Genomic DNA, 26,957 nt, shown 5'->3' on the forward strand with positions numbered 1-26,957 from the left:
TAGTAATAAGCCTCTAAGGAGAGAAAAGTATGAATAAATTAAAGATTTTAATAGCTGCAGCAGAAGTAGTTCCTTTTGCTAAGAGTGGCGGTTTAGCTGATGTTGTTGGTGCCCTTCCCAAGGCACTCCGAAAACTTGGACATGATGTGCGGGTCGTGATGCCGCGTTATTATATTGTAGATAGAGATAAATATGATCTCAAACCTATGGAGGGGTCACTTGGTGTACCCATGGGTGTGATAGGCGAAGAGTGGGCAGGAGTGTATGAAGGTGTGCTTCCCGGCAGTGATGTACCGATCTATTTTATTGAACATGAGCGTTACTTCGGGCGAAAAGGTCTCTATGATGAAAACGGCATTGCTTTCAGTGACAACGATAACCGTTTTATCTTTCTCTCCAGAGCAGCGATGCAATTGGCTAAAAAATTGCATTTTAAGCCAGATATCATCCATGCAAATGACTGGCATACTGCAGCCATGCCGATCTTTTTAAATACAGTGTATGCACAAGATCCTGATTTTGAACGTACGGCTTCCGTGCTGAGTATCCACAATCTCCAGCATCAGGGAAAGTTTTATAAGGGTGCTATGGATGTTTTAGGTATAGGATGGGAGCATTTTACTGAGGATGAACTCGAAGAGTATGACGGGATCAACCTTTTAAAAGGGGGAATTGTTCATTCCAATGCTATTAATGCTGTAAGTCAAAAGTATGCTGATGAGATCCGTACTTCCGAATTTGGGTGGGGACTTGAAGGTTTGATCTCTCACCATGGTACAAAACTTTTCGGTATTTTAAACGGTGTAGATTATGAAGAGTGGAACCCTTCTCTAGACACGCTTATCCCTTTTAATTATGACATGCATAAGATGGCAGGTAAAAAGATCTGTAAACTAGAGCTGCAAAAAACATTCAACTTGCCGCATCGCCAAGATGTCCCCGTGATCGGTTTGGTTGGACGTCTGGCGGATCAAAAGGGTATATCCCTGCTGGCTGAAGCAATTGGAGGACTTTTGGAGATGGATATCCAAATTGTTCTGTTGGGAACGGGAGAGAAGTGGGCGGAACGTTTTTTCAGTCATATTGCCTCAACCTATCCAGACAAATTTGGAACGTATATAGGGTACAAAAATGATCTGGCACATCAGATCGAAGCAGGGAGTGATTTCTTTTTGATGCCTTCACTCTTCGAACCTTGCGGGCTGAACCAGATTTACAGTTTACGTTACGGAACCCTGCCGATCGTTCGTGCAACAGGTGGCTTGGATGATACTATCGAGAATTATCAGCCCTATACCGGGAAAGGTGATGGATTTAAGTTTTATGAGGCTTCTGCAGAAGCCTTGTATGGAACAGTGAAATGGGCAGTAGATACGTACTATAATGACAAAAAGGGAATGAAACAGCTTGTCAAAAATGCGATGAAGAAGCAGTTTAGCTGGGAAGTTGCATCTAAATCTTATGAAGAGATGTATCGATACAGCATCACACAGCGCTTTGGCGTTTCAATGGAAAGGAATTAACTATGTCACACTCTATACACTATGATGTCAGTCGTTTTACCGAGCTTGATATTTACCTCTTTAAAGAGGGAACACATGCAAAACTCTATGATCATTTAGGTGCGCATCTTATGGATCGTGAAGGTCAAAAAGGAACTTATTTCGCAGTTTGGGCACCTCATGCAAGAGGTGTGTATGTACGTGGTGACTTTAATGACTATAATGACAGAAGCCACAAACTCCAGCTTCGCGGAGATGGTTCGGGTATTTGGGATGGCTTTATTGAAGGGGTTGATCAGGGAACAACCTATAAATATCATATTGACAGTGAAGAAGAAAATGCAAATGCTGACAAAGCTGACCCTTACGCTTTTTATGCTGAAGTTGCACCAAGTTCGGCATCACGTGTCTGGGATATTAACAATTATAAGTGGAATGACAAAGCATGGATGCGTTCACGACGTAAGAAAAATTCGCACAAAGCACCCGTTTCGATCTATGAAGTGCATTTAGGTTCATGGCAGCGTAAAGTAGAAGAGGGCAATCGCTTTTTAAACTATACAGAAGCGGCAATAGCTTTAGCTTCCTATCTTAATGAAATGCACTTCACTCATGTGGAACTTCTGCCTATCACTGAATTTCCTTTTGAAGGATCTTGGGGATATCAGGTCACAGGTTATTTTGCTCCGACATCTCGCTATGGAACACCGCAAGAGTTCATGCATTTTGTAGATATTATGCATGAGCATGGAATCGGTGTTATTCTTGACTGGGTACCTTCACACTTTGTTACTGATGGACACGGGTTGATGAATTTTGATGGTACCTGTCTTTACGAACATAAAGATCCACGTAAGGGATATCATCCAGAATGGGGGTCTGCCATCTTCAACTATGACCGAAATGAAGTGCGTGCCTTTTTGATCAGCTCTGCAATGTTCTGGCTTGAGAAGTATCATCTTGACGGGATACGTGTTGACGCGGTGGCTTCCATGCTCTATCTTGATTATGCCAGAGAAGAGGGGGAGTGGATCCCTAATGAGGATGGTACCAATGAAAACAAAGGAGCAGTCAAATTCTTAAAACAGCTTAATACCAGTGTTTATGATGCCTTTGATGATATTATGATGTTTGCTGAAGAGTCAACAAACTATCCAATGGTAAGCCGTCCTGTCAGTCAAGGTGGCTTAGGATTTGGTTATAAGTGGAATATGGGATGGATGCATGATACGCTTAAATATATGAAAATTGATCCGATCTATCGCCAACACCATCATGAAAATCTTACCTTCAGTTTTGTTTATATGTACAATGAAAACTATCTACTGCCGTTAAGCCATGATGAAGTTGTTCATATGAAGGGCTCACTCATCAATAAAATGCCAGGTGACAACAATCAAAAGTTTGCCAATCTCAGAGCACTTTATACTTTTATGATCGCCCATCCCGGTAAAAAGCTTCTTTTTATGGGAGGAGAGATCGCCCAATTTGCCGAGTGGAACTACGAACAGAGTCTTGACTGGCACTTACTGGAAAATCCACAGCACAAAGGGATACATAATCTTTTAAAGACGCTTAATAAACTCTATCAAACTGAACCATCTCTTTATAAAAATGATGTGGAACCTGAAGGTTTTGAGTGGATCGATGAAAATGACTATCAGGCCAATGTCATCTCATTTATTCGTAAAGGCAGCAAAAGAGATAAGCCTATCATCGTTATTTGTAACTTCTCTGACAAGATCCATAAAGATTATCCGATCGGTTTGCCAAGCAAAGGGCTGTATGAAGAGATATTTAATTCCCAATCATCAGAGTTTGACGGCTGGAATATCACCAATGATGCACCCATAAAATCACGTGCAAAAATGCACCATGGCCGAAAAAACATGTTACATGTAACATTACCGCCCCTTGGCGTCATCTATCTTAAAAAGATGAGCTAAACTAATTCGATCTCCCTATGGCACGATGATCGCGTGCCAAAATTTAAACCTGAAAAACGTAAAAAGAGACATTTAAAACGTGGAACATAATAGCAATTTCCGTAAGTATCTTGCGAATATGGTAGAGTAGACAATTTTTTTGAGTATTTGAGGTGGCATACCTGACTTTGAAAAAGTACTTAAAGAGTCTCGCTCAACTTTCTCTTGAAACGTACGAACAGAGGGTTATGGTCGGAGAGTTTATGCTCATCCATCACTACAGCTTCTACTAACTCTAGCTCACGATAAAAAACAAAATCCAGAGTTTTTCCCATAAAGGATTTAACTTTACCCGTCTTCTCAAAGCTTACTGCTGTAAGGGAGAGTTTCTCAGCAATTTTTTGGAGTTTCTCCATGCGTTTCTTGTTCCAACTGTTAAAATCTCCGGCAAGGATCATAGGCCCCTTATGCTCTTTAAGCAAGTTAAGAAACCGTTCAAGCTCTTTGCTATAACGTTGGTTTTCCCGGAAGTTGATCGCATGAACATTGAGGATAAGCAGAGCGCTGCCATCATCAAAGGAGTAATCACTCAATAGTAGGCTCTTGTGTGGTCCAAACATGCTCTCTCTTCCCTCTGAAAGGTAAGCTTTAGCATGACTTGACTCCGTTCTGCTTGCTGTTAAAACCCCATAGAACTCTCCTCTAAACTCCAGATTGGCTGCCGCATCATATGAGAAATGAGGTAGTTCAAAATGGTGATCGTCACAGAAACTTGCCTCCTGAAAGAGAATAAGATCAACGACTCGTCTCTCCACCTCTGTACGTAGAAAATTTTGAAACCTTGAATTCTTTCGGTTGTTTTTATAGACATTCCAGCAAAGCACTCCAAAAGTATCTGGTATGCTTGTGTGACAATGGTCATGACAGGCTGAGTGATGAAGGCGTGAGGGCTTAAACATTGTACAGTGCTCTCATTATAGTAGTGGAGCGAAGACTTTCATCATATTTTCCACTCCTTCGCGTAGTTTAGTGGGTTTTTTCATCCCTTGTGTGGAGTTTTCCATCAGTTCTCCCATCCACGATTCGATACTTTCTATAAAGTGAGGAGAGTAAGCAAAAGTAACGATCTCATAGTTCAAAAAGAGACTGCGATTGTCGATATTGACAGAGCCGACCATCCCACCCAGATCATCAAAGAGTATTGCTTTGGCATGGAGCATCTCCCCCTCATATAAGATCACATCTACTCCTATAGCATCAAGCTCACGCATATAAGGACTTCTCCCCAGATCTGCAATCCAGTTGTCAGAGTGTTTGGGTGTAATGAGTTTGACATCAATACCTTTGTGCTGAGCGATGATGAGTGCTTGCACAATGTTTTCATCAGGAACGAAATAAGGTGTTACGATCCAGATACGTTTTCGGGAAGTATAGATAGCATTAAGTAGTGCTTCATAGAGTGCATCAGTGGGGATATCTGGACCGGAAGGTACAACTTGTACGGTACTCTCGCCTGTAGACTCTACAGGTTCAATAGGGAGTTTGAGTTGATCTGTCAGACCCATTGCATAATTCCAATCATTGTGAAAGATCTGATAAAAGCCAAAGACTGCAGGTCCCTCCAAATAATAAAGGATATCATCCCAGCGTTTTGTACTGCTCTCTTCACCCAAGTATTCATCACTAAGATTCATCCCGCCACTCAGTAGTCTTTTCTTGTCAAAGAGATAGATCTTACGATGGTTACGCAAGTTGATATAGCTTTGAAAAGGTCGGCTCATAATGGGAATAAAAAACCCTACTTCTCCACCGGCATCTCGCAGTGCCTGAAAGTTCTTTTGCCAGAGATACGATCCTAATGAACCGACAACATCAAGAAGCAGTCGTACGCGTATTCCCTCACTTGCTCTCTTTGTCAATGCTTCCAAGATCTTTTGTGTCGTAACATCATAGCTGAAAACATAAGTTCCCAGATCTATTGACTCTGTTGCTTTTTCTATCTCATCCATCAGTCGTGCATAAGCCTCTGTATCTTTCGTGATCAACTCATAACGATTGCCCTTGGTCGCAGAAGGGATGCCGTTCTTTTCCAAGATACTACTAAGTGCATTGTTAGGGGCGATATCGATATGAATATTTTCTTGATGGGCTTCGTGGAGTTGGACAGAAGCTTTTGTGTATGTATTTTCTCTTTTCCGAATTCCGATGAGAAAGTAGAGAGGTACCGTCAAAAATGGCATAAAAATTATAGCCAGCATCCATGATATCATACTTGTAGGTGATCGTTTCTGATAGAGAATATGGGCGATAGCTGAAAAGAGAAGTACTCCCCCTATTGTAACAATAAGATAAACATAAAACCAGTGTATTGCTGTAGTTTCGATGGGAGATTCCTTTTTAATTATACTCATAAAATGATTCTTGAATTTAATGAGTATCTAATGTTATTTAGAAGGTTCAACATAACAATGATACCAAATAGTAACAAAAAATTGCAAGATTCAAATCATCAGTTTTTCTTTTCATCATAGATAAGGGTTAAGTTTTACGCTATGATTTTAAAAATTTAAAATCTATATAATGTGGAAGATCTTGATATCAGAAAAAAACAGAAGTCTATATCATAGGGTTGTCAGCAGAATTTTTTTATCAAATAGCACCTACAGTACACCGATCCAAAAAGATTTTGCAATAGCAACTATAAGTATGATACCCAAAATATTAAACACAATACCGTAAGTTGCCATTGTTTTGATCGAGACCACGCCGGAACTCATCGCAATGGCATTAGGCGGTGTAGCAATAGGAAGCATAAAGGCATAGGATGCACAGACCGTTGCGACCATCATAACGAGTGCTGCATCGACACCGGTTTGTTCTGCTACCTTGAAGAGGATGGGAAGCATGATCGAGATCAGTGCTGTATTGCTGGTGATCTCTGTTGTGAAAGTTACCATTGTGGCAATGATCAGCAAGAAGAGAAGGATAGGCATACTTGAAAAGGCGATAAGGTGAGAAGCGATCTCAGATGCCATCCCTGTTTTGGTAAATGCAGCCGCGATCGCAAAACCGGCACCAAAGAGAAACATGATACGGTAAGGGATATTCTCTTTGTCTTCCATCCAGTTCAAAATAGAAAATGGTGGAGCAAAAAGAAGCAGTCCTGCTGTAAGCAGAATACCAGGCTCGCTCAGACCAAGTCCACCATAGTATGGTTTGATCGGTGCATTGACCAAAAGCATAAAGATCAGTCCCCCTATAACATACAGTACCTTTTTTTGATCTGGAGTCAGTGGTTTTGTGCTGAGATCAGTTTCAATATGTACATCTTTGAGCCCCAAACTCATCACAAAACCCACTACGATAAACATGATGAAAACTAAAGGTGAAACCATGTACATCCATTGTGCAAAAGGAATAGCCTCCATACCAAGTTCTTCCATAATACCCATCAATATAAGGTTGGGTGGTGTACCGATAGGTGTCAATATACCTCCAATACTTGCTCCGTAAGCGATCCCCAGTGCCAGACGCATTTTAAGTTTTACATCTGCAGTCAGAAAAAGTGCGATAGGAAGCAGGAGGAGGGTGGTAGTTGTATTGGAAAGTACTGAACTCAAAAGTCCAGATGTGATGATCAGTGCAAAGATGATACCACGGGTACTGCTTGGGAAAAGCCCCAGCATTTTGTTGGCTATCACTTTATGCAATCCGGTCTTTTCTACGGAAATAGCGATCAAAAAACCACCTAAAAAGAGGTAGATGATAGGGTTGGCATAATTGACTGCCGCTTCTTTAGTTGATAAGACTCCGGATGCGGGGAACATAACGATCGGTAACAGGGAAACTACAGCTAGTGGTAACCCTTCATTGGTCCAAAGTGTAACCATCAGTACGATAGCTGCTACCATCAGTGACTGTTGGAGTGTAAAGAATCCTATCATCGCAGTAAATGAGATAAGTCCCAAAAAAAGTGCTAGTAAAATTTTCTTTGACTGTTCTTCCATTGACATTATATATATCCCTTTATCTATCAGTTTCTCTTTTTTAATTGTGCCTCAAAAAACTTAAAGGAAGCTCTGATATTACAAATTTTTATCCATAGACCTTTCTGAATATTCATACTCACTCGTAAGTAATTCTTAGTTAAAATGGATGAAGTAAAATATGAAAAAGCAAGATGAATTATGAAAACAATTAAATACAAAAAACAAACCCAATAAGAAGGAAAGTATATGAAAAGAGTAAACAGCATTGTAGATGCAAAAGCAGAGATCGCAAAACTTAAGAATGAGAATTGTGCAGAAGATGATGTATTTTTTCAAGCGATGGAAGAGGTGCTTCTTTCCATTTTTCCTCTTTTTAAGTCAGATGAAATGTATAATAAAAGTGCAAAAAATGCTATTATCAGAAGACTGATCACTCCAGACAGGGTTATTAAGTTTAAAGTAGTTTGGTTGGATGATAAGAATGAAGTGCAGGTCAATACCGGTTACAGAGTGCAGTTCAACAATGCACTGGGACCCTACAAAGGCGGTCTTCGTTTCCATCCCTCTGTCAATGAAGGTATTTTAAAATTCTTAGGATTTGAACAGATCTTGAAAAATGCTTTGACAGGTCTGCCTTTAGGTGGTGCCAAAGGCGGCAGTGATTTTGACCCTAAAGGTAAAAGTGACTTTGAAGTGATGAAGTTCTGCTCTGCCTTTATGAAAGAGCTCTATAAACATATTGGACCACGTATCGATGTACCTGCGGGAGACATTGGTGTAGGTGGACGTGAAATTGGGTATCTGTTTGGTCAGTACAAGAGAATGACAACAGCCTTTGAGGGTGTCCTTACAGGAAAACCGGCTTTCTTTGGTGGTTCACTGATGCGACCTGAAGCAACAGGCTACGGTGTGATTTATTTTACACGTAAAATGCTGGAGTTAGAAGGTAAAGAGACGTTAGAAGGTAAAGTGTGTACAGTCAGTGGCTCTGGAAATGTAGCCCTTCATGCCATAGAAAAACTTCAAGCACTTGGTGCTGTTACTGTCACATGTACAGATTCCAAAGGGATGATCTATGATGCAAGAGGTGTTGATCTTCCATTGCTTAAAGAGTTGAAGTTTGAGCGTCGTGCTTCTTTGGAAGAGTATATCAAAGCGCATCCTGAAGCAAGCTATACACCGGTCTCTGAATACCCTAAAGGTGGTCATGCAGTATGGAATATCCCATGTTATGCAGCCTTCCCGTGTGCTACGCAAAATGAGTTGACTGCAGTAGATGCTAAGAACCTGGTAAAAAATGGTTGTGTCAGTGTTACAGAAGGGGCAAATATGCCATCTACAACAGATGCAGTACATATCATGTTAAAAAGTGATATCTGCCTTGCACCGGCAAAAGCAGCCAATGCCGGTGGTGTTGCCGTAAGTGGTTTTGAAATGAGTCAAAATGCTGCAATGCAGAAATGGACATTTGAAGAAGTTGATTTAAAACTCAAAGCAACAATGGAAGATATTTGTGAAAATGTTTCCTCAACGGCAAAAGAGTTTGGTGTGGCAGGAAATTATGTTGACGGAGCTAACATTGCCGGATTTAAAAGAGTTGCAGATGCAATGATCGCAGAAGGTGTATGATCCTGAAATAGAATACTTTTAATACAAGACTCTGTACATACTGATCTGGAAGGATTATTTTTGTACAGTGTACATTATCTACTCTTTGGTTCAGTAGGTAGTGATGTTACTAATAATGCATTATCTATTTTAACTAAGAAAATCTTTTTTAATGCTATCAAATACTTCCTGTGTGATAATATTCTTCTCTAGCATTTCGTGATATTTTAGTATTATATCTGCAGTATCATTCATATCTTTTTGTATTAGTTTATCATCTATTACTTTGGTAGTATTGCCATTTTTTTGTGTATTATTTTCCTCAGCATACTTTTTTAAGTCTATATCTATTGTATGCGTATGGCTGTCTGAAGAATTAATAAATAAAAGTCTCTCTTCATCATGATGTTCAGTGTATCCATTCGATACTAACAAATTTTTTACTGTTTCCAATGCTTTATTTTTATCGCTAAAACTGTCAAGAATCTCTTGAATATGATCGTATGATATTTTCCCCATATTTTCTCCTCTAATTAAAGTATATCTAAATAAGGTTATTTTGAAAATCCTTTTTCTCTAAATATGCCTCGTTACCCAAAAACATATGATTACATGTAATACCTTGCAAAATGATAAATAATTCTTTTTGTACAATACGTGATACGCTGCCTTGTTCCATATGAGGTTACTATTAATCCCTCTTTGAGATGTACTTTACTTTGCTGCTCGTATTGGAATCAGACTAGAATTGAAAAGATGATAATTGTGTACAGTTGGTGTAAAGATGGGATATGCAACAGCAGAAAGAGATATTTAACACCGTAAGTAAAAATGCCTTTATGTGCGAAAGTTGAGTACATAGAAAATCCACTATTATGGTATGATGATATTTGAATAGTAGAGATGATTGAAAATGTGGGTTGATACTACAGTTTCTGGGCAAAAATATTCTAAAAAGATAAAGAGAAAAAAATGAAAATACAGGTTGTTGTTGATTTATCGGAAATATCTTCTAATGTTGTTAATGAAGCAATTAAATTTGCAAAAGCTGCAGATGCAGAAGTCTGGCTACTGCACGTTGCTGAGCCTGAACCGGAGTTTGTCGGCAGCAAGGTAGATACAGAAGTGATGCGCGATGTTCATGCAGAAGAGTTTCATAAAGAGCATCGCCAGTTGCAGTTATATGCAAGTCAGTTTGAGGAATCAGGGCTGAAAACAACCGCGCTTTTAATACAGGGTGAGACAGTCAAAACTATTCTCAATCAAGCCAAACGTCACGCAGCAGATATCATTGTAATGGGTTCACATAAAAAAGGTGCGCTGACTCATCTGATTCTTGGTAGTACCAGCAAGGGAGTGCTGCATCATTCGGATATTCCCGTAATGATTATTCCTGCAGCTGAAAATTAGTTTGCTGGCACCTTTTACACCATTGAATTAAAGTAAGAGTAGAATGTCAATTTGGTAATAAAATCTAATGTTGCTCAAATGTTTTTGGATATTAATAATATCGATTACGGTGTAGCTATGTCCAAAGATAAAAATAACAAGATAAGATTCATTAAAAGTAACCGTTAAACAAGATTAGGTTGAATATCCACGTAGCAATCAAAGCCTTTTGAGTCCTTAATATACTCATTCCCCTGTCATTGGTTGCTATATTTTCCCTTTAATTACTTTTTTCTTCCCCGCAAGTCATAGAGTTTTCATTTAACCACTACGCCGTTTTTAATAATATAAGTATCTTGCCTCAACTCCAAACCGCCAGAGCTACTTTTTACTCTATATCTACATACCGTTACCCAGCCATTATTACCAGCATGAATAGGACCACACCTTTCCTCTTCAAGTGAAGCAGGGTATTTAAGTGTTTTGTCCCAATATTCTTGTACTGCAGGAGGTACACCAGTCTTGTACCTACCAGCTGGCTTTTTACCAAATTTTGCTTCTAAGTCTTTTTTCTTTTTAGCTTCAGCAGCAATTAGCTTACTTCGCTCTGTTTGCTGTTCTTCGACGAGAACATCTATAGTTGATGGCGTAGTATCAGCTGTCCTCCATAAAGGTTCTGTCACCCATAGGAGAAACAATGCTACTGCAAATAGTATATATTTTGCTATTGACATTTTTAAGTCCTTATTATTTTCATTGCACTACTAAGAATCACTCATGCCTTCAAGCGTAAATATCACCTCTATTGGTGGATTGCTACTCCTCTTCATAAGCTCAAGCATCTCTTTGATATTTTCAGGAGAGAGACCTCCTTGTGACCTCATTGTCACTTGATTTGCTCCTCTATTCTTCATCATCTTAAGCATCTCTTTGATATTTTCATCAGAGAGACCTCCTTGCCCTCCAAGGACCACTTGTGTATCCCCTATCTCAAGAATGTATTCATTCCCCTTCACAGATATAGTTGCCTTCATTGTATCATCTCCTTTTGTATATAGATAGATATTTTATCTACCATTCCTCTTAATTATATACCTGTAATCCTTAAGTAAAATTAAAAAATGGAGACATGCCACTTCTTCGTGGGACAACCCCATAAAGTTTTAGATTTATGATACAATTTAGTAATTATTGGATATTTACACAGTTCTAACTAACCTATGTTTTTAGGAGATTAAAATGAATATTGAAATATTACAAGAATTCTTATTCTGGTGTATGATAATAAATTTTGGGATATACACTTTAACTGCTATCGCAGTATTAGTGTTCCGTGATGTTATGTATAAGATTCATAAAATGATGTTTGGCTTAGATGAAGAAACAGTTTCCAAATCTATTCATATGTACTTAGCAAGTTATAAGTTTTTAATAACATTTTTCAACTTTGTCCCTTGGGTTGCAATATTAATAATCAAATAAGTGACTACTGAAACTTATAATATGATGATATGTGGGAAGTTTTGATAAATAACCAAGCATGATAGAAAGGGAGTAAACTATCATACCTGGTTTCAGCAATCAAGGATAAAAGGGAAATATCTCTAATAGGAGTTAAAGTTTAATTAGTTTTATATGATCTTGATTGCTATGAAAGTATTGTACATAATCTATACTAACGGTATGTAAACACTATGAACTAAGCTCTTTAACTCTATTTTTACTGCTATCCACCCTTTACTAGAAGAACCAACAAGAGTATCATTCCATTGAATAATAGAAGATAATTAAAAGTTATTTATCGATATACTTACGATAAGGAAAATAAATGAAAGAACTTCTATTTGCAAGTATATCACTTGTTATATTATCAGGGTGTCAAGATAGCAATATTAAACATGAAGCTAAAAATAATACAGACAAAAGTCTACATATACCTATTGATAACCATCATGTACCTATTATTAACACGTGCTTTCATTGTGAATGTAACAAATAAACTACACATACTGTAACTATAAAATGTTGTCTAAAATGCTAATTTTGCATGTGGTGTGTATTATTTGTGTATTAAGCGTGTAAATCTAAACCTTAAAGAGTCTATCAAATACCGTTTGTGTGGGATGTTGTTTGGTTTTAAGTAGTGGTGGGTCCGCGGGGACTCGAACCTGAGACATGATATATAATCAAACCTCTTCAAACCTTCTCAAGTATCGTCTATACAGCCATTACTTGCTATTGTAATAATTTTCAATTTTAGCAGAAATATGCAGTTTTCCACAAATTTAGGTACAATTGTGGAAACTTTTTGTGGAAACTTTTCATAGGAGTTATTTATAAAAAAGGGTTAATATGGCTTTTAGAAAAATTAAAGCAAAAAAGTATAATGGCATAACGGAATATTATAACCCAAAGTCTACAGACAAGGAGACTCGAGCTCTTTATCTAAGTTATAGAGATGAGTTTGGTGAAGCTGTAAAGAAAAAGCTTGATAGTCTTGATAAAGATGAAGCATTAATTCAACTCAATAATCTAAAATCAGATATTGTAAAAGCTAAAAAAAGATTAAATAGAAAAGAAATGGCTATAAAAAGAGCTGCTAGTCAAAAAAGATTGACTTTGGCTCAAGTAGCTGAGTTATATTTTGATCAAAGAGATGCAAAATGGAATGAAGATGATAGAAAAAGATTTAATAAACGGACAATACCCATATTAGGGAATAAAATAGCATCAAAAATTGGTCTTGAAGATATCAAAATGTTGCAAAATAAACTTATCAAAGATGAATATGCTGCAAAAACCATTAATGAAACCATTAATTCTCTTAGAGCACTCTATAATGTTGCAGTGAAGAAGAAATGGGTAGATCATAATCCTGTAGATAGAGATGAAAATAAAAAGCTAGAAGAAAATACGGAACCTGGAAGAGTATTGAGTGATATAGAACTTAAAAGAATGTTTGATGTATTTGAGAAAGGTGACCTTACTTTGGAGCTTGAATCGAAATCTAAATTATTTTTCTTTGCCAAACTTTTATATCATACAGGGGCACGCCCGGATGCAGTGCGGAATATAATGGTACAGCATTGCGATTTTGATCAAAATAAAATTCATTTAAAGGCAATGAAAAAAGGAAAAAGCTATCAGCAACCAGTTAATGCAATAGTAATGAAACTTATAGTGGAATGGATAAAAAAACATGATTTAAAATATGGTGATTCCCTCTTTTATGCAGAACAAACTTTTCAACAAACAAAGGATGCTTTGGACAAACAGAAACCAGCACATTATTCCGGTATTAGAAGAGAAGGGCAGAAAGTATTTGATAAACTTTTCAATGTAGGTATACCAACTACAGCTATCATGGATAGAGTATCCTTTTATTCACTGCGAAGAACTAGTGGTACCAAAATCTATAAAGCTAAAGGTATTATGCAGGCTATGCTTTTTCTTAATCATACTAATGTAACTACAACGCAAAAATATCTGAATGTAAAAGGGGAAATTGAGGGTATAGTAGATGTGCTGTAGAGTAATATATAGGTCCGTAAACTAAATAATTTACTATTAGTAATATATCATAAATATGCCAAATTATATGTTCGCTAAGTTGGAGTCTGAAAATCTACAACTAATCTAATGAGGATTTAATTCTTCGATTCCCATATATGATATAATATAAAAAGAGGATATAATGAAATTTTTAAAATACCTTTTTTTATTTTTTACTTCAGTTATATTTTTATTTATAGTAGGAATGTTCTTTTTTTTGGATAACGGTCGTGACTCAGAAGAAGACAGCAAAAGAGAGAAAATAGCTATACAGGTCAAATTAGAGATTGAACACTATTATGATCAAAATAGTCACTATCCTATATCTCTCAATATACTTCCTGTCGCCAGCAATAAAGATTTTATAAGTTACTACAAAGAGGGAGTACTTCGCTATGATAGAACCCTTGCCAAAGATAAACCTATGTATCAGCTTATATGGGTTTACTCCGGACCATTCACAAAAGAAGGAAGTCCTCATAGTTTTGCCTGGAGTGGTAAACAATGTGGAAATGATAAAACTTTTTTAAATCTGATGAGTCAAGATGCGAAGCCTGACCGTCATGGGTTTTTTGATATTGATCTGCATTGAAACTTAAATTTGTTTATTCTTTAAATTATTTTAGTTAGAATAGATTTAAGAGTTGGACATCTTTTTAAAAGGAGTAAAATCATGTATAACATGAGATATAAATACTTCTATATGCTTGGTATACTTTTAGTATTTTTGGGTTCCTCTTACGCTGAAAATAGTGTGAAGCATTATAATATACCTGTAAGCATTAATACTCTTATCGAAGGGGGTAAACAAAAAGATGCCATTATTCTGATCAATCAAATAATAGAGGAGAAAAAATCAAATCTGTCCAAAACTAAAAAAATAGATACAATGCAATTTGCTTCACTCTATGATGAGATTGCTGAACTTATGATCCTAAAAAATCAACTTTTATCAGATATAAAAAAGATCTATGATATTGATACCGATCAAATCTGCAATTTTATTTTAGATTACGAAGAAGTAGAGTTTATTAAAACACAGTACTACAAAACACCGTTTCACGATGATGTTGCCAAAACACTTACAAATATTACAAAATTATATGAATATTGCCATCCTCCACTTGCAGAAAAGTATTTAAAATCTATTCTTAAAATTAAAGAAAATGTATATGGTGAAAATAGCGAAGATGTTGCACAAAGCTTAGATGATTTGGCCTATTTTTCACGAGTACATACTTTTATATTTGATGATGCCATCAAACAGTATCAAAAAGCAAAAGCGATTAGGAAAGCTATTTATACAAAAGATGATTCCAAGGTGACAAAAAATTATGCCAGACTAGCGATAGTAATCTTCTACCATAAGTCTGATAAAGTCAAAGCAGAACAGCTGATACTTGAATCTTTAAATATCAGAAAATCAGATAAGAATGCAAATAGTATCTTTATCTATCAGGCACTTATAGATACTGCTTATTTTTATGATTTGACTGGGAACTATAAAAAATCACTAAAATACTTAAAAGAAGCAGAAAAATTGTTACAAGAACTTGGGAAAGAGAATAGTCCTGAAATGGTTGAAGTATATAAGAGTATCTCAACTTTATATTTAAATATGGATGATGAAAAAGCCTCACATCTGTATCTTAAAAAGGCTTTATCTGTTAAAGTGAGATAACTTGTTTATTAAAAAAACATGAGGAGATAAAATGGAAATGGTGGTTTTTATTTTAAACATTCTATTTTTTTATCTTTACTTCTAGTTGTTTGGCTATTCCACGCGCTCACGAGGAGCTTATTTATGAATGACTTGCTTTTATCGTGGTGATATTATGAAAAGGCATTATAAATTAAAGTAAAACCAGTTCATCAAAAAATAAAAGGAGATACTTATCATGAGGAGAAATCAAAAGGTAAGCACCATACTGTTCTCCAGTAAAAGAAATAATCAATTCAGGATATTTTTCACATTAATATTTTTTATTTTTACTATTACAACAACACACGCAATCACGCGAAATAATCCTGAAAAATGGGCTATTATGTTTTTGGATCCAGATATAGAAATAAGTTCAGTAAAAACATTATTTGAGAATTTTTCAATTAGTGTTCCAATGAGCCAAGATAGGATATGGTATGAGTCACAAGGATATAAGGTTTTTGTTGCTTATGGTAGTGATGAGATTATTACTCGTGCAATTCTTGATGAGCGAGTCAAATCAATATCTTATTATGGACATGGAGGTGGTACTCGACCAACTTTTGGAGAGCGTGATGCTCAAAGCTGGAAATCAGTCATATTTGGTATTTATTTGCGAAAATATAGAAATCAAGGTCTTTCACAAAAAAATGCGTTTAATTTAGCAAATGCCCAATCTCAAAATTTTGGTCTTCAGAATGTAGTAAATCGATCTTGCGGATCTCTGTATAATACTTCCTTAGCTGATCTATTTGTCACTCCAGGGAATTCTTATTATGGGTCTCTCGCAGAAACTTATTATTCATGCAATCCATTTTCAGTTTTTTCTAGTAAAAGTGATGTGACGGTATCTAAATATATTAGTCAAGGAAAGAATTCAGAACAGGTTAAAAAGTATTATCGTGATATGTGTGACCAGATACAAAGAGAATATGCTAAAACAGATGAACGTCCTGGCAAATTATTATTTAATCTTTGTAAAAAATATGGTATAGATATTTATGATCAATGTCCAGATAATCCAAATAAAAAGAAACGTGGGGTTTGTGGTTGCAAAAAACCTGATATTGATTCTGATGGAGATGGGGTTCTAGACTGCAAGGATCTCTGCAAGGACAACAAAAAGTTTGCATATAGTATGGGTCACAATAATCTCTGTAAGCAAACTGAAGAGGAGTGGAGAGAGGATCAGTTAGAAAAAAAGAAATGTCCAAAAAATGCTATAGCGAAATGGAGTGATGAAAAAAAGAAACCTCTCTGTTATTGTCAAGACGGTTTTATGCTGAGTAAATCAAGAAAGGAATGCATTAGCAAGGAAGAAGCGAATAGAAAACCCTTTAAAAGCTGTAAAGAGAGGGGTGGAGTGACTATTTATCGTGGAAGTAGTTTTATTTGTCTATGTAAAGAATCTATGAAGTGGAACAAGGATAAGACTAAATGTATCTGTCGTGTTTCTGGAACCAAATGGTCTGAAAAAGAAAATAAATGTATTAAAGATTATCGCAGAAGTCAAGATGAGTGCCTTCCTGAAGGTTTCACTGGTAATTATTATGGATGTTCTAAATATGCCTGGGTCCTGCAGAACAAAACGAATGGTGCACATAGTATGTGTCGTGATCCTGATAAGGTTGCACAACAACATTTGAAGTGTGTGAAAAGGTGCTTGTGCATAGATAGGTATAACAATAATAAAAAAACTCAACCAGAAGGCAAAAAAGAACAACAGTGGATTGCATACTATGAAGATAAAAGTCCCAGTGCTTCAGTAATGAAATTAACAAGCCAATCAAGTTATGATAAAGCAACACATAATAAGCCTGTGAAAATTGCAATTGGAAGAAATAGAGAGGAGGCTAAAACTAAGGCTTGTGAAAAGTTAAAGAAAACAAAAGGGTATTATTCTAGTAGTCACGGGAGAAGTTCAATCATAACATTTCATTGCAAGTAAGTTTGTTCTGATTTAAACAAAGTAAACCTATTATAATAAGGAGGATAAAAGTATGAGAATCATTATGATTTTAAAGTTTTTTTTCATTGCGGTGGTTATCTCTCTATATGCAAAGACAAGTAGTGAATTTGGTGGCAATGTGATTGAAGTAGATGCTAATGCAGTCAAGATAGATATAATGCAAGTCAATAAAGTTCCAATTGGTAGTAGAGTGAATCTTTATTACAAAACATCATTTGGACAGAAAATGGAAGTAGGTCAGTGGAGGGTTACAGGGACAGATGAGACTATCATTTATGCCGAACCTATCAATATTATGAGTAAACCTATGGTTGGGTTGTATGCAGAAGTTATATCTTCTGCATATGAGGATAAAATAGAAGTTAGCAAAGAAGATCATCATAATGTTCATCTTCTACCACAAAACAGTAATTTTAAGGAAGGGAAAAAAGATAGTGCTATTGATTCACAACTCTATGTAGATAAGGCAAAACAAACAACAGAAGACATGAAGAAAAATGCTAAAAACTATTCAAAACAGAAGATTAAAAAATCATTTGATGAATATCTGAAAAATGTTCGAAAAGCAGTTTTAATGGATAATGCTGAAGCATATTATATGCTTGCTTTGATCTATGAAGACGGATATGGTGATTTTAAATCAGATATAAAAAAATGGTTGATAATTTAATCAAAGCGGGAGAACATGGATATGTAGAAGCACAATTTATATTGGGCGATATGTATGAAGATGGCGATGAAGTTGTTAAAGATGAGAAACGTGCAACTTATTGGTATGAAAAAGCCGTAGAACAGGGACATAAAGGGGCAAAAAAGCACTAGATAAGTTGTTGAAAAAAATAAGAAGAAATACCTCTATAGATTAGGGGAAAAGAGCCAAAGAATTTTGGTATACTTGATATGAATAATCTTTTTGATCTTGGAAAATAGTATAGTTATTTTAGAAAAGGTTTTGTTCTTAGATCATAAAGATAGTCACAGTTGAACTGATGCCTTATCCCAACATAAAAAACCTGGTTTAATGAAAATATTTTAGGCTGAAAACCTTTTCAAAGTAGACTTAATGAAAAGTGAGGCCTATTTATTATTGATTAATCTCATCAAGATATTTATCTGCGCTGATACTATCAAGATAGGCTTTTGTAGAAAGTTTTGGTTTAATTGGCTCATCCCCTTTCATTTTTTCTGAGACACCATACATTTCTACAGCTTTTCTTAACCGGGGTACAAGATGATCGAGAACCCTCAACATGTATTTTAGAGAGGCGTTTCCTCGACCAAACATGGTAGCAGGATGATTTGGTTTATCTTGTCCGCTCATAGATATTGACCAGTGTCCGAACCTCCATAATATATATGGGTATAGAGTTTCTTCTCCATCGACAGCAATATATTTTTTCAGGCAATATCCACCTTTTCCCCCATGCCTTGCAAATTTTTCGTTTTTAAGCACTGACAGTGAATGTCCTCTTTCTACACATCCCTTCAACTCTATTTTTTCAATAATAGATTTTTCATATTCTAAATAAAAATAAAATCCTGGATTATAGTCAAGAATATTTTTATCTTTAACTTTAAAAGCCTTACTATAAGAAAAATTATACGCATTTTCTTTAAAATAACCAAATATATTTTTGACTTCATCATAAGTTCCCTGGTGAACTTTTTCCGCTCCTTGGGGAAGAAGTTTTTTCATATCGGCAAATACATACTGACCGATATTTTTTATATCTGTATTATCGGGTGATAATGACAATGACAGTCCCCCTAAAGCCTTAAGAGTATCTTCCCAGCCTTTGTGAGCTTCCTTTGCCATAACTGGCAATGTTTTGCCTCCTCGTGTGCCCTGGAATACACGATCTGCAATAGTGCTAAGGTCAATGCAGTAACCTGTGGCGAGTCTTAATTTTTTCAAATTTCTCATATATCGCGCAGCACTTGCAGCAGCATTCTTCCCATCATTTATTATTTTTCTAACCAATTTCTTTGGCATTCCTTTTGCCTGACTCTGGACAGCATAGGTTAGAGATTGGGATGCATAGGCCAGGTAATATCCGATACGAAGGTAGTAGGAGTCACAATTTTCCTGCTTTTCAAGCCCATGACCCCATGATTGATAGGCAATTCTACTGGCAAGTCCCATGGCATGGCTTCTAAAGGACCAGGAGAGACTTTTCAATTGTCTCTCCCTTCCTTGCATATTAGGTTTTCGTTTTAGTAGTTTACTCCAGTATTGATGTTTTCTCTGAATCTGCTGCCAATCTTTGTACGTTTTCATGGGCATATAGGAGTTATCATAGGCTCCTTTTACATGAACAGATGCACCACTGAGATGGTCTATGATCTGATTGATGGCGGGTGAACCAGAATGCTGGGCAAGGGCGGCAGACCATCCGAGTCGGGAACCAAGTGAAAAGAGGTGAACTCTTACCTCTTGACTGTTTCCGGATGTTTTCCAGGATTGGGGTATGAAATCACGATCAAAATAGGTAACAGTTTCTACATTTGTATCCCATGAAGGATCATTGGACTCATTGCTGTATTTGTCAGTTTCTACGGGAGAAGCATCAGTTGTATCTTGAGTTTTCTTTTCTTTAGAGTCCGACTCATCTGGAGACTCACTATTTGAACTATCGCCTGAACTGTCATCGACAGAATCATTTTTATCTTCCTTATCTTTAAGTTCACTATCATCATTTGATTCTGATAGATTTGAATCTTTCTTCTCATCTTCATCAGGTGAATCTTTGTCATTATCTGAAGAATTGATATCATTTCCTGACAAAATTGCTTTCCTGCAGTCTGCTGCTTTTTGAATAAGACCCTGATGGATCTGTATGAGTTGGCTGGCCTCTTTTTGTATTGCTTGAATTGTTGTCCAGTTTTTTTCTGTCTGCCAGGTTTTCAAATGGGATAGAATAAGAAGAAGAGGTTCAATTGGTCTTAAACGATTTTCAGCATCCAGTTTTGCAGTTACTGCTGCTCCAGCAAATTTGTTATAGTGGTCTTGATAAGAATTTGTATCACACCCTTTTTCTTTGCTCTGGAGTTTTGTGATAAGCTCGTCTAATTTATGGATCTGCTTTTCTGTTTTAGAATCAAGATCATCTGGAAATGCAAAACGTAGCGCTTTCACTTCTGTTGAAAGCCGTATTCCTTTATCCTCGAGCTGTTTGGTTGCAGTATTGACCTTATTGATATTGCTTTCTATCTGTTCGTAGGCTGGAATCTTGGCGTTCATGTCACTGATATAGTCTTTCATGGCAAAGGCTGATTTTAAAGTGATTTTTGCCTGTTGGATTTCTTTTTCAAGAGATTGTACCTTATCTCCTATTGCTTTAGCTTCTTTTTTAACCTGTTCAATTTCTTCTAAATTTATTTTTGCTGCATCATACTTGAGGTCAATAGTCTGTGCATCATTTTCGGAGCTACAATTTTGTGCAGCATCACTTGCCTGTTTTAAGTTGATCTTTAGCTGGCCTAAAGAAGCAGAAGCCTTATCAAGAACTTTTGTGAAACGGCGTTCTTCAAGCATCAGGTTAAAGATACGGTCTTCCAGCTTTTTTAACTCGGCAACATTTTCAGAAGATGGAAGTTTAATAAATTTTACTTTTGCAGATATAGCAAACTCTTGGATACCTGCTTGGTAGCGGAGTAACTTGTCGCAGCCCGAAGCTATCTCTGTCACAAGTGGTTCCAGTGTTGCTGTGATTTTTGAGTGCAAGGCTTTTATCAGATACTCCAACGATCCGCTCTCAAGATTTATTCGTGTCCATTTAGTCCTATTTTCTTCAATCTGATACCGATTCCATTCTGCACTGGCATAGTCTTGAGCACTATAAAGTATCTTTGCCGTATCATAGGTCGCTTTTACTACGGCAACAGGTATAAATACTTTCCCTACTAATTTAACTATGGCCACTTCGATAACTGTGCCTTGAGCAAGTAGCTGCATAGCTATGGAAACTGATGCTGCCAATCCATTTGAGACCATCAGTTGCACTAAACAATCCCGAGCACTGGTGCCTTTTTCCTTGCAATTAAGAATCATCTCAAAATTGACCGTTGCAAACAGAATATGTTCACCGTAACGATTTACCCCATCCCTGACTTTTTGACCAAGAGATGTTTTTTCACCGCTTGCAAGATTTCCTTTATCGCTATTTTGAATAGCATTTTTATCCTTCTGTCCATTGGCTTGAGATGACTTTTGACCTTTGGTTGTTTTTTTAGTACCGGCTGCTAACCTCTCATTCTCTGCAGCCGCCGCTCGATTTGAGTCTGCTACCTTCTTGCGATGTTTTTCTATTCTTTCTGCAATACTATTCTTTCCTTGTTTACGCATCTGCTCTGCCAACTCTGCCCTAGCTTTATCTGCAGCGTGACCAAGCTTCTCGCTCTTTATTCTAGCCTTATTCATCTCACTTCGTGCAGTTTGTTTCCAAGCTTCAATTTTTCTGTTGCGAACATTGGGTGAGTCTCCATGATCTACAATGCCTGCTACGTATGGGTCACCATATTCTTGCATTATTCTTGCCTGTTCATAAAACTTTCTATTACCTTGGGCTATGTTTGCCCCATTGGGACCTCCTGCCTTGGAGACACTTTTGGACAATGTTTTTAAATTTTCATTGTGTGTGCCTGCTGTACCAGTGACCGGTTGGTCTGCATGGATAAACTTTTTTTCATTGTCCAAGTAATAACCCATTTTATCTCTGGACATTTCACGGTTACCTGTCCCTTTGAGGCCACCAGAGGTGGTCCAGGCATCATGATCTCTTATTTTTGCATTTCTAATAGCCTCAGTTTCGGGAGTCCATAAGGTTGTATCTGTATTGGGATTAACAACCTTTACTACATTTTTCCAATTTTTAGGGGGGTTTATTTTGGGAGTTTTGGGATCATCAATGGTGTAGTATTCAATAGGTCGTCCCTTTTTTTGCCTATTCCAATGATCTGATAAACGTTTAGCGGCATCAATATCGTTTGCTTTTAGATCGATATCTGCATTGACATTTGCCGGCGCACTGCCGGTATTCACTATTCTATTTTTATAGTTTTTATTATTAAGTATAGACTGCAGTTCACTTTTTCGGGGGGCATCAAGATGTATGTATTTACTGATTATATCAGTACGTTTTGCGGAATACTCCCTTGCAAGTGCTTTATACTCCCGGCTGCTGGTATCAATGGTACCATTTGACCTTCGTGGAACACTCTGATTATACTTTTTCTTGAGCTCAAGGAACTCTTTATCCTGGGCTATTCGCAACTGTTTAAGCATTTGATCGCTTTCTGCAAATATCAGTTGTGAAGTACTGAGTAAAAGAGCCAAGCATATTGTAATAGCTGATATTATTTTAAAATTCATTGCATTCCCCTTATCCTGTCTGGTTTTGTCCTTAACACATAAAGATAATCACGATTAAACAGATGTTTTATTTTTTGGGACTTCACTTCAATTTTTTTAGCTCTTCTAAAAAGTTCTTTGGCATCATAAGATTTTCCAGAACGGAATAATTCTATTTTGTATTTTTGATAGAGAAGCTCAATGACAAAAGTTTTTGGGTAGAACAAAGGTTTTTTTTGTGATGCATTTTTATCTGCTAAACACCAGACAGATGAAGTGTCCAAAAGTTTTTTGTAATATCTATACTCATCTTTTGCTTGCTTGATCTCAGCTTCTTTCATATCATTCTTCTGCTCTGTTGAACCTGATCTAGTAAGTAGAACTTCCAGTTTGACAAGCTCACTTTTTCGTTCTTTCTCTGATATATAATTATCTCTTTGAAACTGCATAGCCTTTTTGCCAGCTTTGCTAAATGCTTGTTGAAGTTCTGCCATTGTGGTATGTATATTATCATCATGATCTACAATTGTCTGACCATCAAGGTTTTCAATAGAACCCAGCTCATTCATAAGACCTGTAACTTCAGGAGGTGCACCTACGGCTGCCATCTGATGTTGTCGTATCTCCTGTAATTGAATATCAATTTTATGTTTTTTGATGAGAAGCATTGAAGCAGTATGAAGAAATTCATTGATATTCTTCAAATACTCTTTGCGACTAGCTATCCGAGTATCTAATCTACCATATATCTGCATAGTTAGTAGATCGATCATATCATTTGATGAGGTATGTGATGGTACATTAGCATAAGAAGCAGACATAGACTCTTTAACAGTCTGGACTTCTCCTGACTTTTTCACAGAATATACCTTTTTTACCGCTTGTTCAAAACCAAACTGTTTATCATCCCCATCTATATCTTCCTCTTCAAGCATTACCCATGTTCCACTTTCAATCGAAAGTAATGTCATACGATGTTTGGATCCGTCATAAGCATAATAAATAATCTTCCCATCTATAAGCTTATAGCTTAATACTTCATTGTCATCATCTTCATTAGTGCTAAAATGAAAAACTATATCACCATCAAAAGATTTAGTGATGGAGGGAATAAATTTTACTGTAAGGTTTGTACCAAATTTTTGTGTTTGTAGTACTTTTCCTTTGAGCATTTGCTTGGTTATTTTTATAGATGCTTTTAATGGATTGCTAAGGGCAAGTGTGATTAAAAATAGAAAGAATAGTATTTTTTTATATAACATGAAACAACTCCTTATTATATTGTAACATATTGAGACAGTTGTTAAATCTGTTGGATTATGGACAACTTCCTTCTGCAAGAAATTTTCCATTTACCCAACCAACAGTACCTTGATATACTATCTTGCACCATTTACTTTGATATTTGAGTTGATCTTGCTCTTTTAGAGACATTTTTTGATACTCTGCAAAACTAATATTGCCAGTACACTTTAGATTTTTAATGCAAGTAGCATTATGTGGTATTTTTCCTATCTTTTTTGAACGATAGTCTGGTCTTGGATGTATCCATAATACATCATTCGATGACACACCTTGTACTCTCCAAAAATCCGGACCATCTGCTTCTGCATAACCAAAGGAAGAGGAAAGAAGTATTAGTATGGTTATTTTAAATAAACTATTCATGGTATGGTTCCTTTAGATGGGCACTATCTAAATGATTATAAAACGATTTAGATTAATTCTTCTTTGGTATGGTTATCAATGGAATTTTCCCAAGTAAAGTAATCAAAGTTTTTATTTGGATTATATGAGCTAAATGGTTTTCAGTATAATATGAAGGTATAGATATCCAGTGAGCATCAAGTCTATACTGTAAAAGATCAAATAAAAATATAAGTGATTAAGATGAATATAAAAGATATAGTAGAACAACTTTTTTCCTATGATTGGCCCAAAAATGAGGAATTGGTTCAATTTGCAGAAGCTTATCATGGTTTTGGTGGAGATGATGGTTACTATGGAGTCCATATATCCTTGTGATTTGGATGAATATGATCGTGAAGCAGAAAAGAGTTTTATACTTGAAGGTTTTGTTGAAATATATTACTGGGATGGAGACGTAAAAGAGATACAAATAAAGGTAAAAGAGTATTTGTTACTTTTGAAAAATTATCTTGAAGAAAAGGAAGAATATGAGTTAGCAAAAAGAATTTCTAAGTTGAAAAATCAACTAATTTAATGGGGGCAAGAGGAAGCTATATTGAAAGTTTCATTTGCTAAAATTATTGATATTGTAATTAGTGTTTTATATTTTGGAAATATTTGAGGAGGATTTTTTGATAAAAAAAAATAGACTATTGATCTTCTTAAGGTCAATATTGATTTTTATAGTCTGGCTAAATATTGCACAAGCAGCAAACTCTAAGCCTGATAATTCTCTTGTCCTTCCAATGCCAAATGGACTTACAATGGAATTTATGCCGGTTTGTGTCAATCCTAACAGTGGTTTGTTTGATTGGAAAAAAATTAAATTGGGTGATCCTTCCGGAGGATTCAAAGAGTATCCTACCACCATGGCTCTTGGAGGTTCATTTCCCATAGAGAAAAATGGTAAAAAGATGTGGTGTTACTACATAGGTAAATATGAGCTTACCAAAAAACAATATGCATCATTAATAACCCCGGAAAAACCTTTACACCAAAATAAAAAAGCTTATCCAGTAACTAATATTTCATGGTTTGATGCTTTGGAGTTCGGCAATCTATATAATCAGTGGCTTTTTGCCCATGCGAAAGAAAAAATCCCAAAATTTGATACATCATACGGCTTTGTACGGCTTCCAACCGAGGCGGAATGGGAATTTGCTGCTAGAGGAGGCTCTGCTGTCAGTGCTGATTTCTTTGATCAAAAAATTCCTTATTCTAGTGACAAGATTCAAAAATATGAGTGGTTTGGAGGACCTACTTCTTCACATTATAAGCTACAACCGGTTGGTGTACTAAAACCAAATCCTCTAGGACTCCATGATATGCTTGGAAATGCAGACGAGATAACCATGTCACTTTTCAGTGTGGAGTACTACCAGGGAAGAACAGGTGGATTTGTTATTAAAGGTAATAACTATACCACTGCAAAAAATAAACTACGATCAGCTTTTCGTACAGAACAACCTTTTTATCGGTTAGACAAAGAAGGACTGCTTAAGCCTCATACAAAAAAAACCCTAGGATTTCGACTGGTAATTTCTGCTTTGGTTTTCCCTAGTCGCAAGATTCAAAAAGAGATGTCAGATGAATGGGAAGGGTACCGTAGCCAATTAGGTGCCACTACACCAGCGGCGCTCTCAACAAGTGCAACAAGTGTTAAAGTAACGGCAGGAGGGGAAGATGCTTTTTCCTATCTTGATCGGCTTAAAAAAAGGTTGAAGCAAAAAGGTCTTGTAGATAGTGAGATTGAAAACAGTTTAGGATATCTGGACAGCTCCATCCGTAATATGGCAACTATTCGTCTTAAAGCAGAAGAAGACTCTGCATATCTTTGGGTAAAGGTTGGGAGTGAGCAGGCACGTTTCGTTAGAAAAGAGACTCAGAAATTACCTATATTGGATACACTTATTAGTATTGCCGATTCACAAAATGATATACAGAAACTTGAAAAGTATGAAACCCGCAAAAAAGAACATACAACAAATATAGCAGGTGCACTTTCTAGTTACTCTGACTCAATTCGACAGATTAGTACTCTCTCTCCACAAGCTGTTAAAAAAGGTTTTACAAGCTATCTAGATTTTCTCATGAGTCGTAATGATGGAGAGCAAGTTCAAGTACTCAACAGAGTACAGAAACATTTTGGTGCATATCAGAAAAATAAACGTGTCAATCTAAAACAGTGGGAACGTGATATTATGTTCTAATGTTAAAAGGAAAATTAGGTTAGTTGTCCTATAATTAAGTATGCGTATCTTATAAAGCTTGTAGGTTTAAGT

General features: G+C 36.4%; 22 protein-coding genes. 13 read left to right on the plus strand and 9 right to left on the minus strand.

Annotation, left to right across the window (positions count from 1 at the left end):
- The first annotated feature begins 29 nt into the window (after positions 1–29).
- Together glgA and glgB are read left to right on the plus strand one after the other, a co-directional pair.
- A complete protein-coding gene (gene glgA / locus ACLHDG_RS04935; RefSeq protein ID WP_415407879.1) occupies positions 30–1,523 on the plus strand; it encodes a glycogen synthase GlgA in 1,494 nt (497 codons plus the stop codon).
- 2 nt (positions 1,524–1,525) lie between these two features.
- On the plus strand, positions 1,526–3,448 hold the full coding sequence (glgB, locus tag ACLHDG_RS04940) for a 1,4-alpha-glucan branching protein GlgB (protein WP_415407880.1): 1,923 nt from the start codon (positions 1,526–1,528) through the stop codon (positions 3,446–3,448).
- A 179-nt stretch (positions 3,449–3,627) separates the two neighbouring features.
- Here the strand turns inward: glgB and ACLHDG_RS04945 are convergent, their stop codons facing one another.
- The 3 genes from ACLHDG_RS04945 to ACLHDG_RS04955 all read right to left on the minus strand — a co-directional run bounded on the left by ACLHDG_RS04945 (position 3,628) and on the right by ACLHDG_RS04955 (position 7,434).
- Positions 3,628–4,386, minus strand: coding sequence for an endonuclease/exonuclease/phosphatase family protein (locus tag ACLHDG_RS04945; RefSeq protein WP_415407881.1), 759 nt, complete (start codon positions 4,384–4,386; stop codon positions 3,628–3,630).
- Between the two features lie 15 nt (positions 4,387–4,401).
- Entirely contained in the window at positions 4,402–5,838 is a 1,437-nt protein-coding gene (gene cls / locus ACLHDG_RS04950; RefSeq protein WP_415407882.1) for a cardiolipin synthase, read from the minus strand.
- A gap of 249 nt (positions 5,839–6,087) precedes the next feature.
- On the minus strand, positions 6,088–7,434 hold the full coding sequence (locus tag ACLHDG_RS04955; protein WP_415408328.1) for an SLC13 family permease: 1,347 nt from the start codon (positions 7,432–7,434) through the stop codon (positions 6,088–6,090).
- A 228-nt stretch (positions 7,435–7,662) separates the two neighbouring features.
- Between ACLHDG_RS04955 and gdhA the strand changes: the two genes are divergently transcribed.
- Entirely contained in the window at positions 7,663–9,045 is a 1,383-nt protein-coding gene (gene gdhA, locus ACLHDG_RS04960) for an NADP-specific glutamate dehydrogenase (RefSeq protein ID WP_415407883.1), read from the plus strand.
- A gap of 129 nt (positions 9,046–9,174) precedes the next feature.
- Here gdhA and ACLHDG_RS04965 read toward each other — a convergent pair whose 3' ends face one another.
- Complete coding sequence (locus ACLHDG_RS04965) at positions 9,175–9,543, minus strand: hypothetical protein (RefSeq protein ID WP_415407884.1); 369 nt, start codon at positions 9,541–9,543, stop codon at positions 9,175–9,177.
- 453 nt (positions 9,544–9,996) lie between these two features.
- On the opposite strand from ACLHDG_RS04965, the gene ACLHDG_RS04970 reads away from it, so the two are divergent.
- A complete protein-coding gene (locus ACLHDG_RS04970; RefSeq protein WP_415407885.1) occupies positions 9,997–10,434 on the plus strand; it encodes a universal stress protein in 438 nt (145 codons plus the stop codon).
- Positions 10,435–10,730: 296 nt separating this feature from the next.
- On the opposite strand, the gene ACLHDG_RS04975 is transcribed toward ACLHDG_RS04970, so the two are convergent.
- Complete coding sequence (locus ACLHDG_RS04975) at positions 10,731–11,147, minus strand: hypothetical protein (protein WP_415407886.1); 417 nt, start codon at positions 11,145–11,147, stop codon at positions 10,731–10,733.
- A gap of 30 nt (positions 11,148–11,177) precedes the next feature.
- The gene (locus ACLHDG_RS04980) at positions 11,178–11,447 is read right to left on the minus strand and encodes a hypothetical protein (RefSeq protein ID WP_415407887.1); all 270 of its coding nucleotides are present in this window, start codon (positions 11,445–11,447) and stop codon (positions 11,178–11,180) included.
- A 205-nt stretch (positions 11,448–11,652) separates the two neighbouring features.
- Here ACLHDG_RS04980 and ACLHDG_RS04985 point away from each other — a divergent pair, with 205 nt between their 5' ends.
- The 7 genes from ACLHDG_RS04985 to ACLHDG_RS05015 all read left to right on the plus strand — a co-directional run bounded on the left by ACLHDG_RS04985 (position 11,653) and on the right by ACLHDG_RS05015 (position 18,458).
- Positions 11,653–11,895 carry a DUF6868 family protein gene (locus ACLHDG_RS04985; RefSeq protein ID WP_415407888.1) on the plus strand — a complete coding sequence of 81 codons (243 nt, stop codon included), beginning with the start codon at positions 11,653–11,655 and terminating at the stop codon, positions 11,893–11,895.
- An 870-nt stretch (positions 11,896–12,765) separates the two neighbouring features.
- Positions 12,766–13,944: a tyrosine-type recombinase/integrase gene (locus ACLHDG_RS04990; RefSeq protein WP_415407889.1), complete on the plus strand. Its 1,179-nt coding sequence runs from the start codon at positions 12,766–12,768 to the stop codon at positions 13,942–13,944.
- 226 nt (positions 13,945–14,170) lie between these two features.
- Entirely contained in the window at positions 14,171–14,557 is a 387-nt protein-coding gene (locus ACLHDG_RS04995) for a hypothetical protein (RefSeq protein WP_415407890.1), read from the plus strand.
- An 81-nt stretch (positions 14,558–14,638) separates the two neighbouring features.
- A complete protein-coding gene (locus ACLHDG_RS05000; RefSeq protein WP_415407891.1) occupies positions 14,639–15,646 on the plus strand; it encodes a hypothetical protein in 1,008 nt (335 codons plus the stop codon).
- 217 nt (positions 15,647–15,863) lie between these two features.
- Positions 15,864–17,615 (plus strand): hypothetical protein, encoded by a 1,752-nt coding sequence (locus ACLHDG_RS05005; RefSeq protein ID WP_415407892.1) that lies wholly within the window; start codon positions 15,864–15,866, stop codon positions 17,613–17,615.
- A gap of 52 nt (positions 17,616–17,667) precedes the next feature.
- Positions 17,668–18,306, plus strand: a complete 639-nt coding sequence (locus ACLHDG_RS05010; RefSeq protein ID WP_415407893.1) for a hypothetical protein — start codon at positions 17,668–17,670, stop codon at positions 18,304–18,306.
- Entirely contained in the window at positions 18,291–18,458 is a 168-nt protein-coding gene (locus tag ACLHDG_RS05015; RefSeq protein ID WP_415407894.1) for a tetratricopeptide repeat protein, read from the plus strand. The genes ACLHDG_RS05010 and ACLHDG_RS05015 overlap by 16 nt, the downstream gene beginning before the upstream one ends.
- Before the next feature lie 262 nt (positions 18,459–18,720).
- Here ACLHDG_RS05015 and ACLHDG_RS05020 read toward each other — a convergent pair whose 3' ends face one another.
- Genes ACLHDG_RS05020 through ACLHDG_RS05030 form a run of 3 tightly spaced genes read right to left on the minus strand, consistent with a single transcriptional unit; the run spans position 18,721 to position 24,654 of the window.
- Positions 18,721–23,007 (minus strand): hypothetical protein, encoded by a 4,287-nt coding sequence (locus ACLHDG_RS05020; RefSeq protein WP_415407895.1) that lies wholly within the window; start codon positions 23,005–23,007, stop codon positions 18,721–18,723.
- Complete coding sequence (locus ACLHDG_RS05025; protein ID WP_415407896.1) at positions 23,004–24,248, minus strand: hypothetical protein; 1,245 nt, start codon at positions 24,246–24,248, stop codon at positions 23,004–23,006. Before ACLHDG_RS05025 ends, ACLHDG_RS05020 begins: the two co-directional genes overlap by 4 nt.
- A gap of 55 nt (positions 24,249–24,303) precedes the next feature.
- Positions 24,304–24,654 (minus strand): hypothetical protein, encoded by a 351-nt coding sequence (locus ACLHDG_RS05030; protein ID WP_415407897.1) that lies wholly within the window; start codon positions 24,652–24,654, stop codon positions 24,304–24,306.
- Positions 24,655–24,913: 259 nt separating this feature from the next.
- Between ACLHDG_RS05030 and ACLHDG_RS05035 the strand changes: the two genes are divergently transcribed.
- Positions 24,914–25,210, plus strand: a complete 297-nt coding sequence (locus ACLHDG_RS05035; RefSeq protein ID WP_415407898.1) for a hypothetical protein — start codon at positions 24,914–24,916, stop codon at positions 25,208–25,210.
- Between the two features lie 139 nt (positions 25,211–25,349).
- Entirely contained in the window at positions 25,350–26,885 is a 1,536-nt protein-coding gene (locus ACLHDG_RS05040; RefSeq protein ID WP_415407899.1) for a formylglycine-generating enzyme family protein, read from the plus strand.
- The last annotated feature ends 72 nt before the right edge of the window (positions 26,886–26,957 follow it).

This window comes from Sulfurovum iocasae (assembly GCF_047716765.1).
Lineage (GTDB): Bacteria > Campylobacterota > Campylobacteria > Campylobacterales > Sulfurovaceae > Sulfurovum.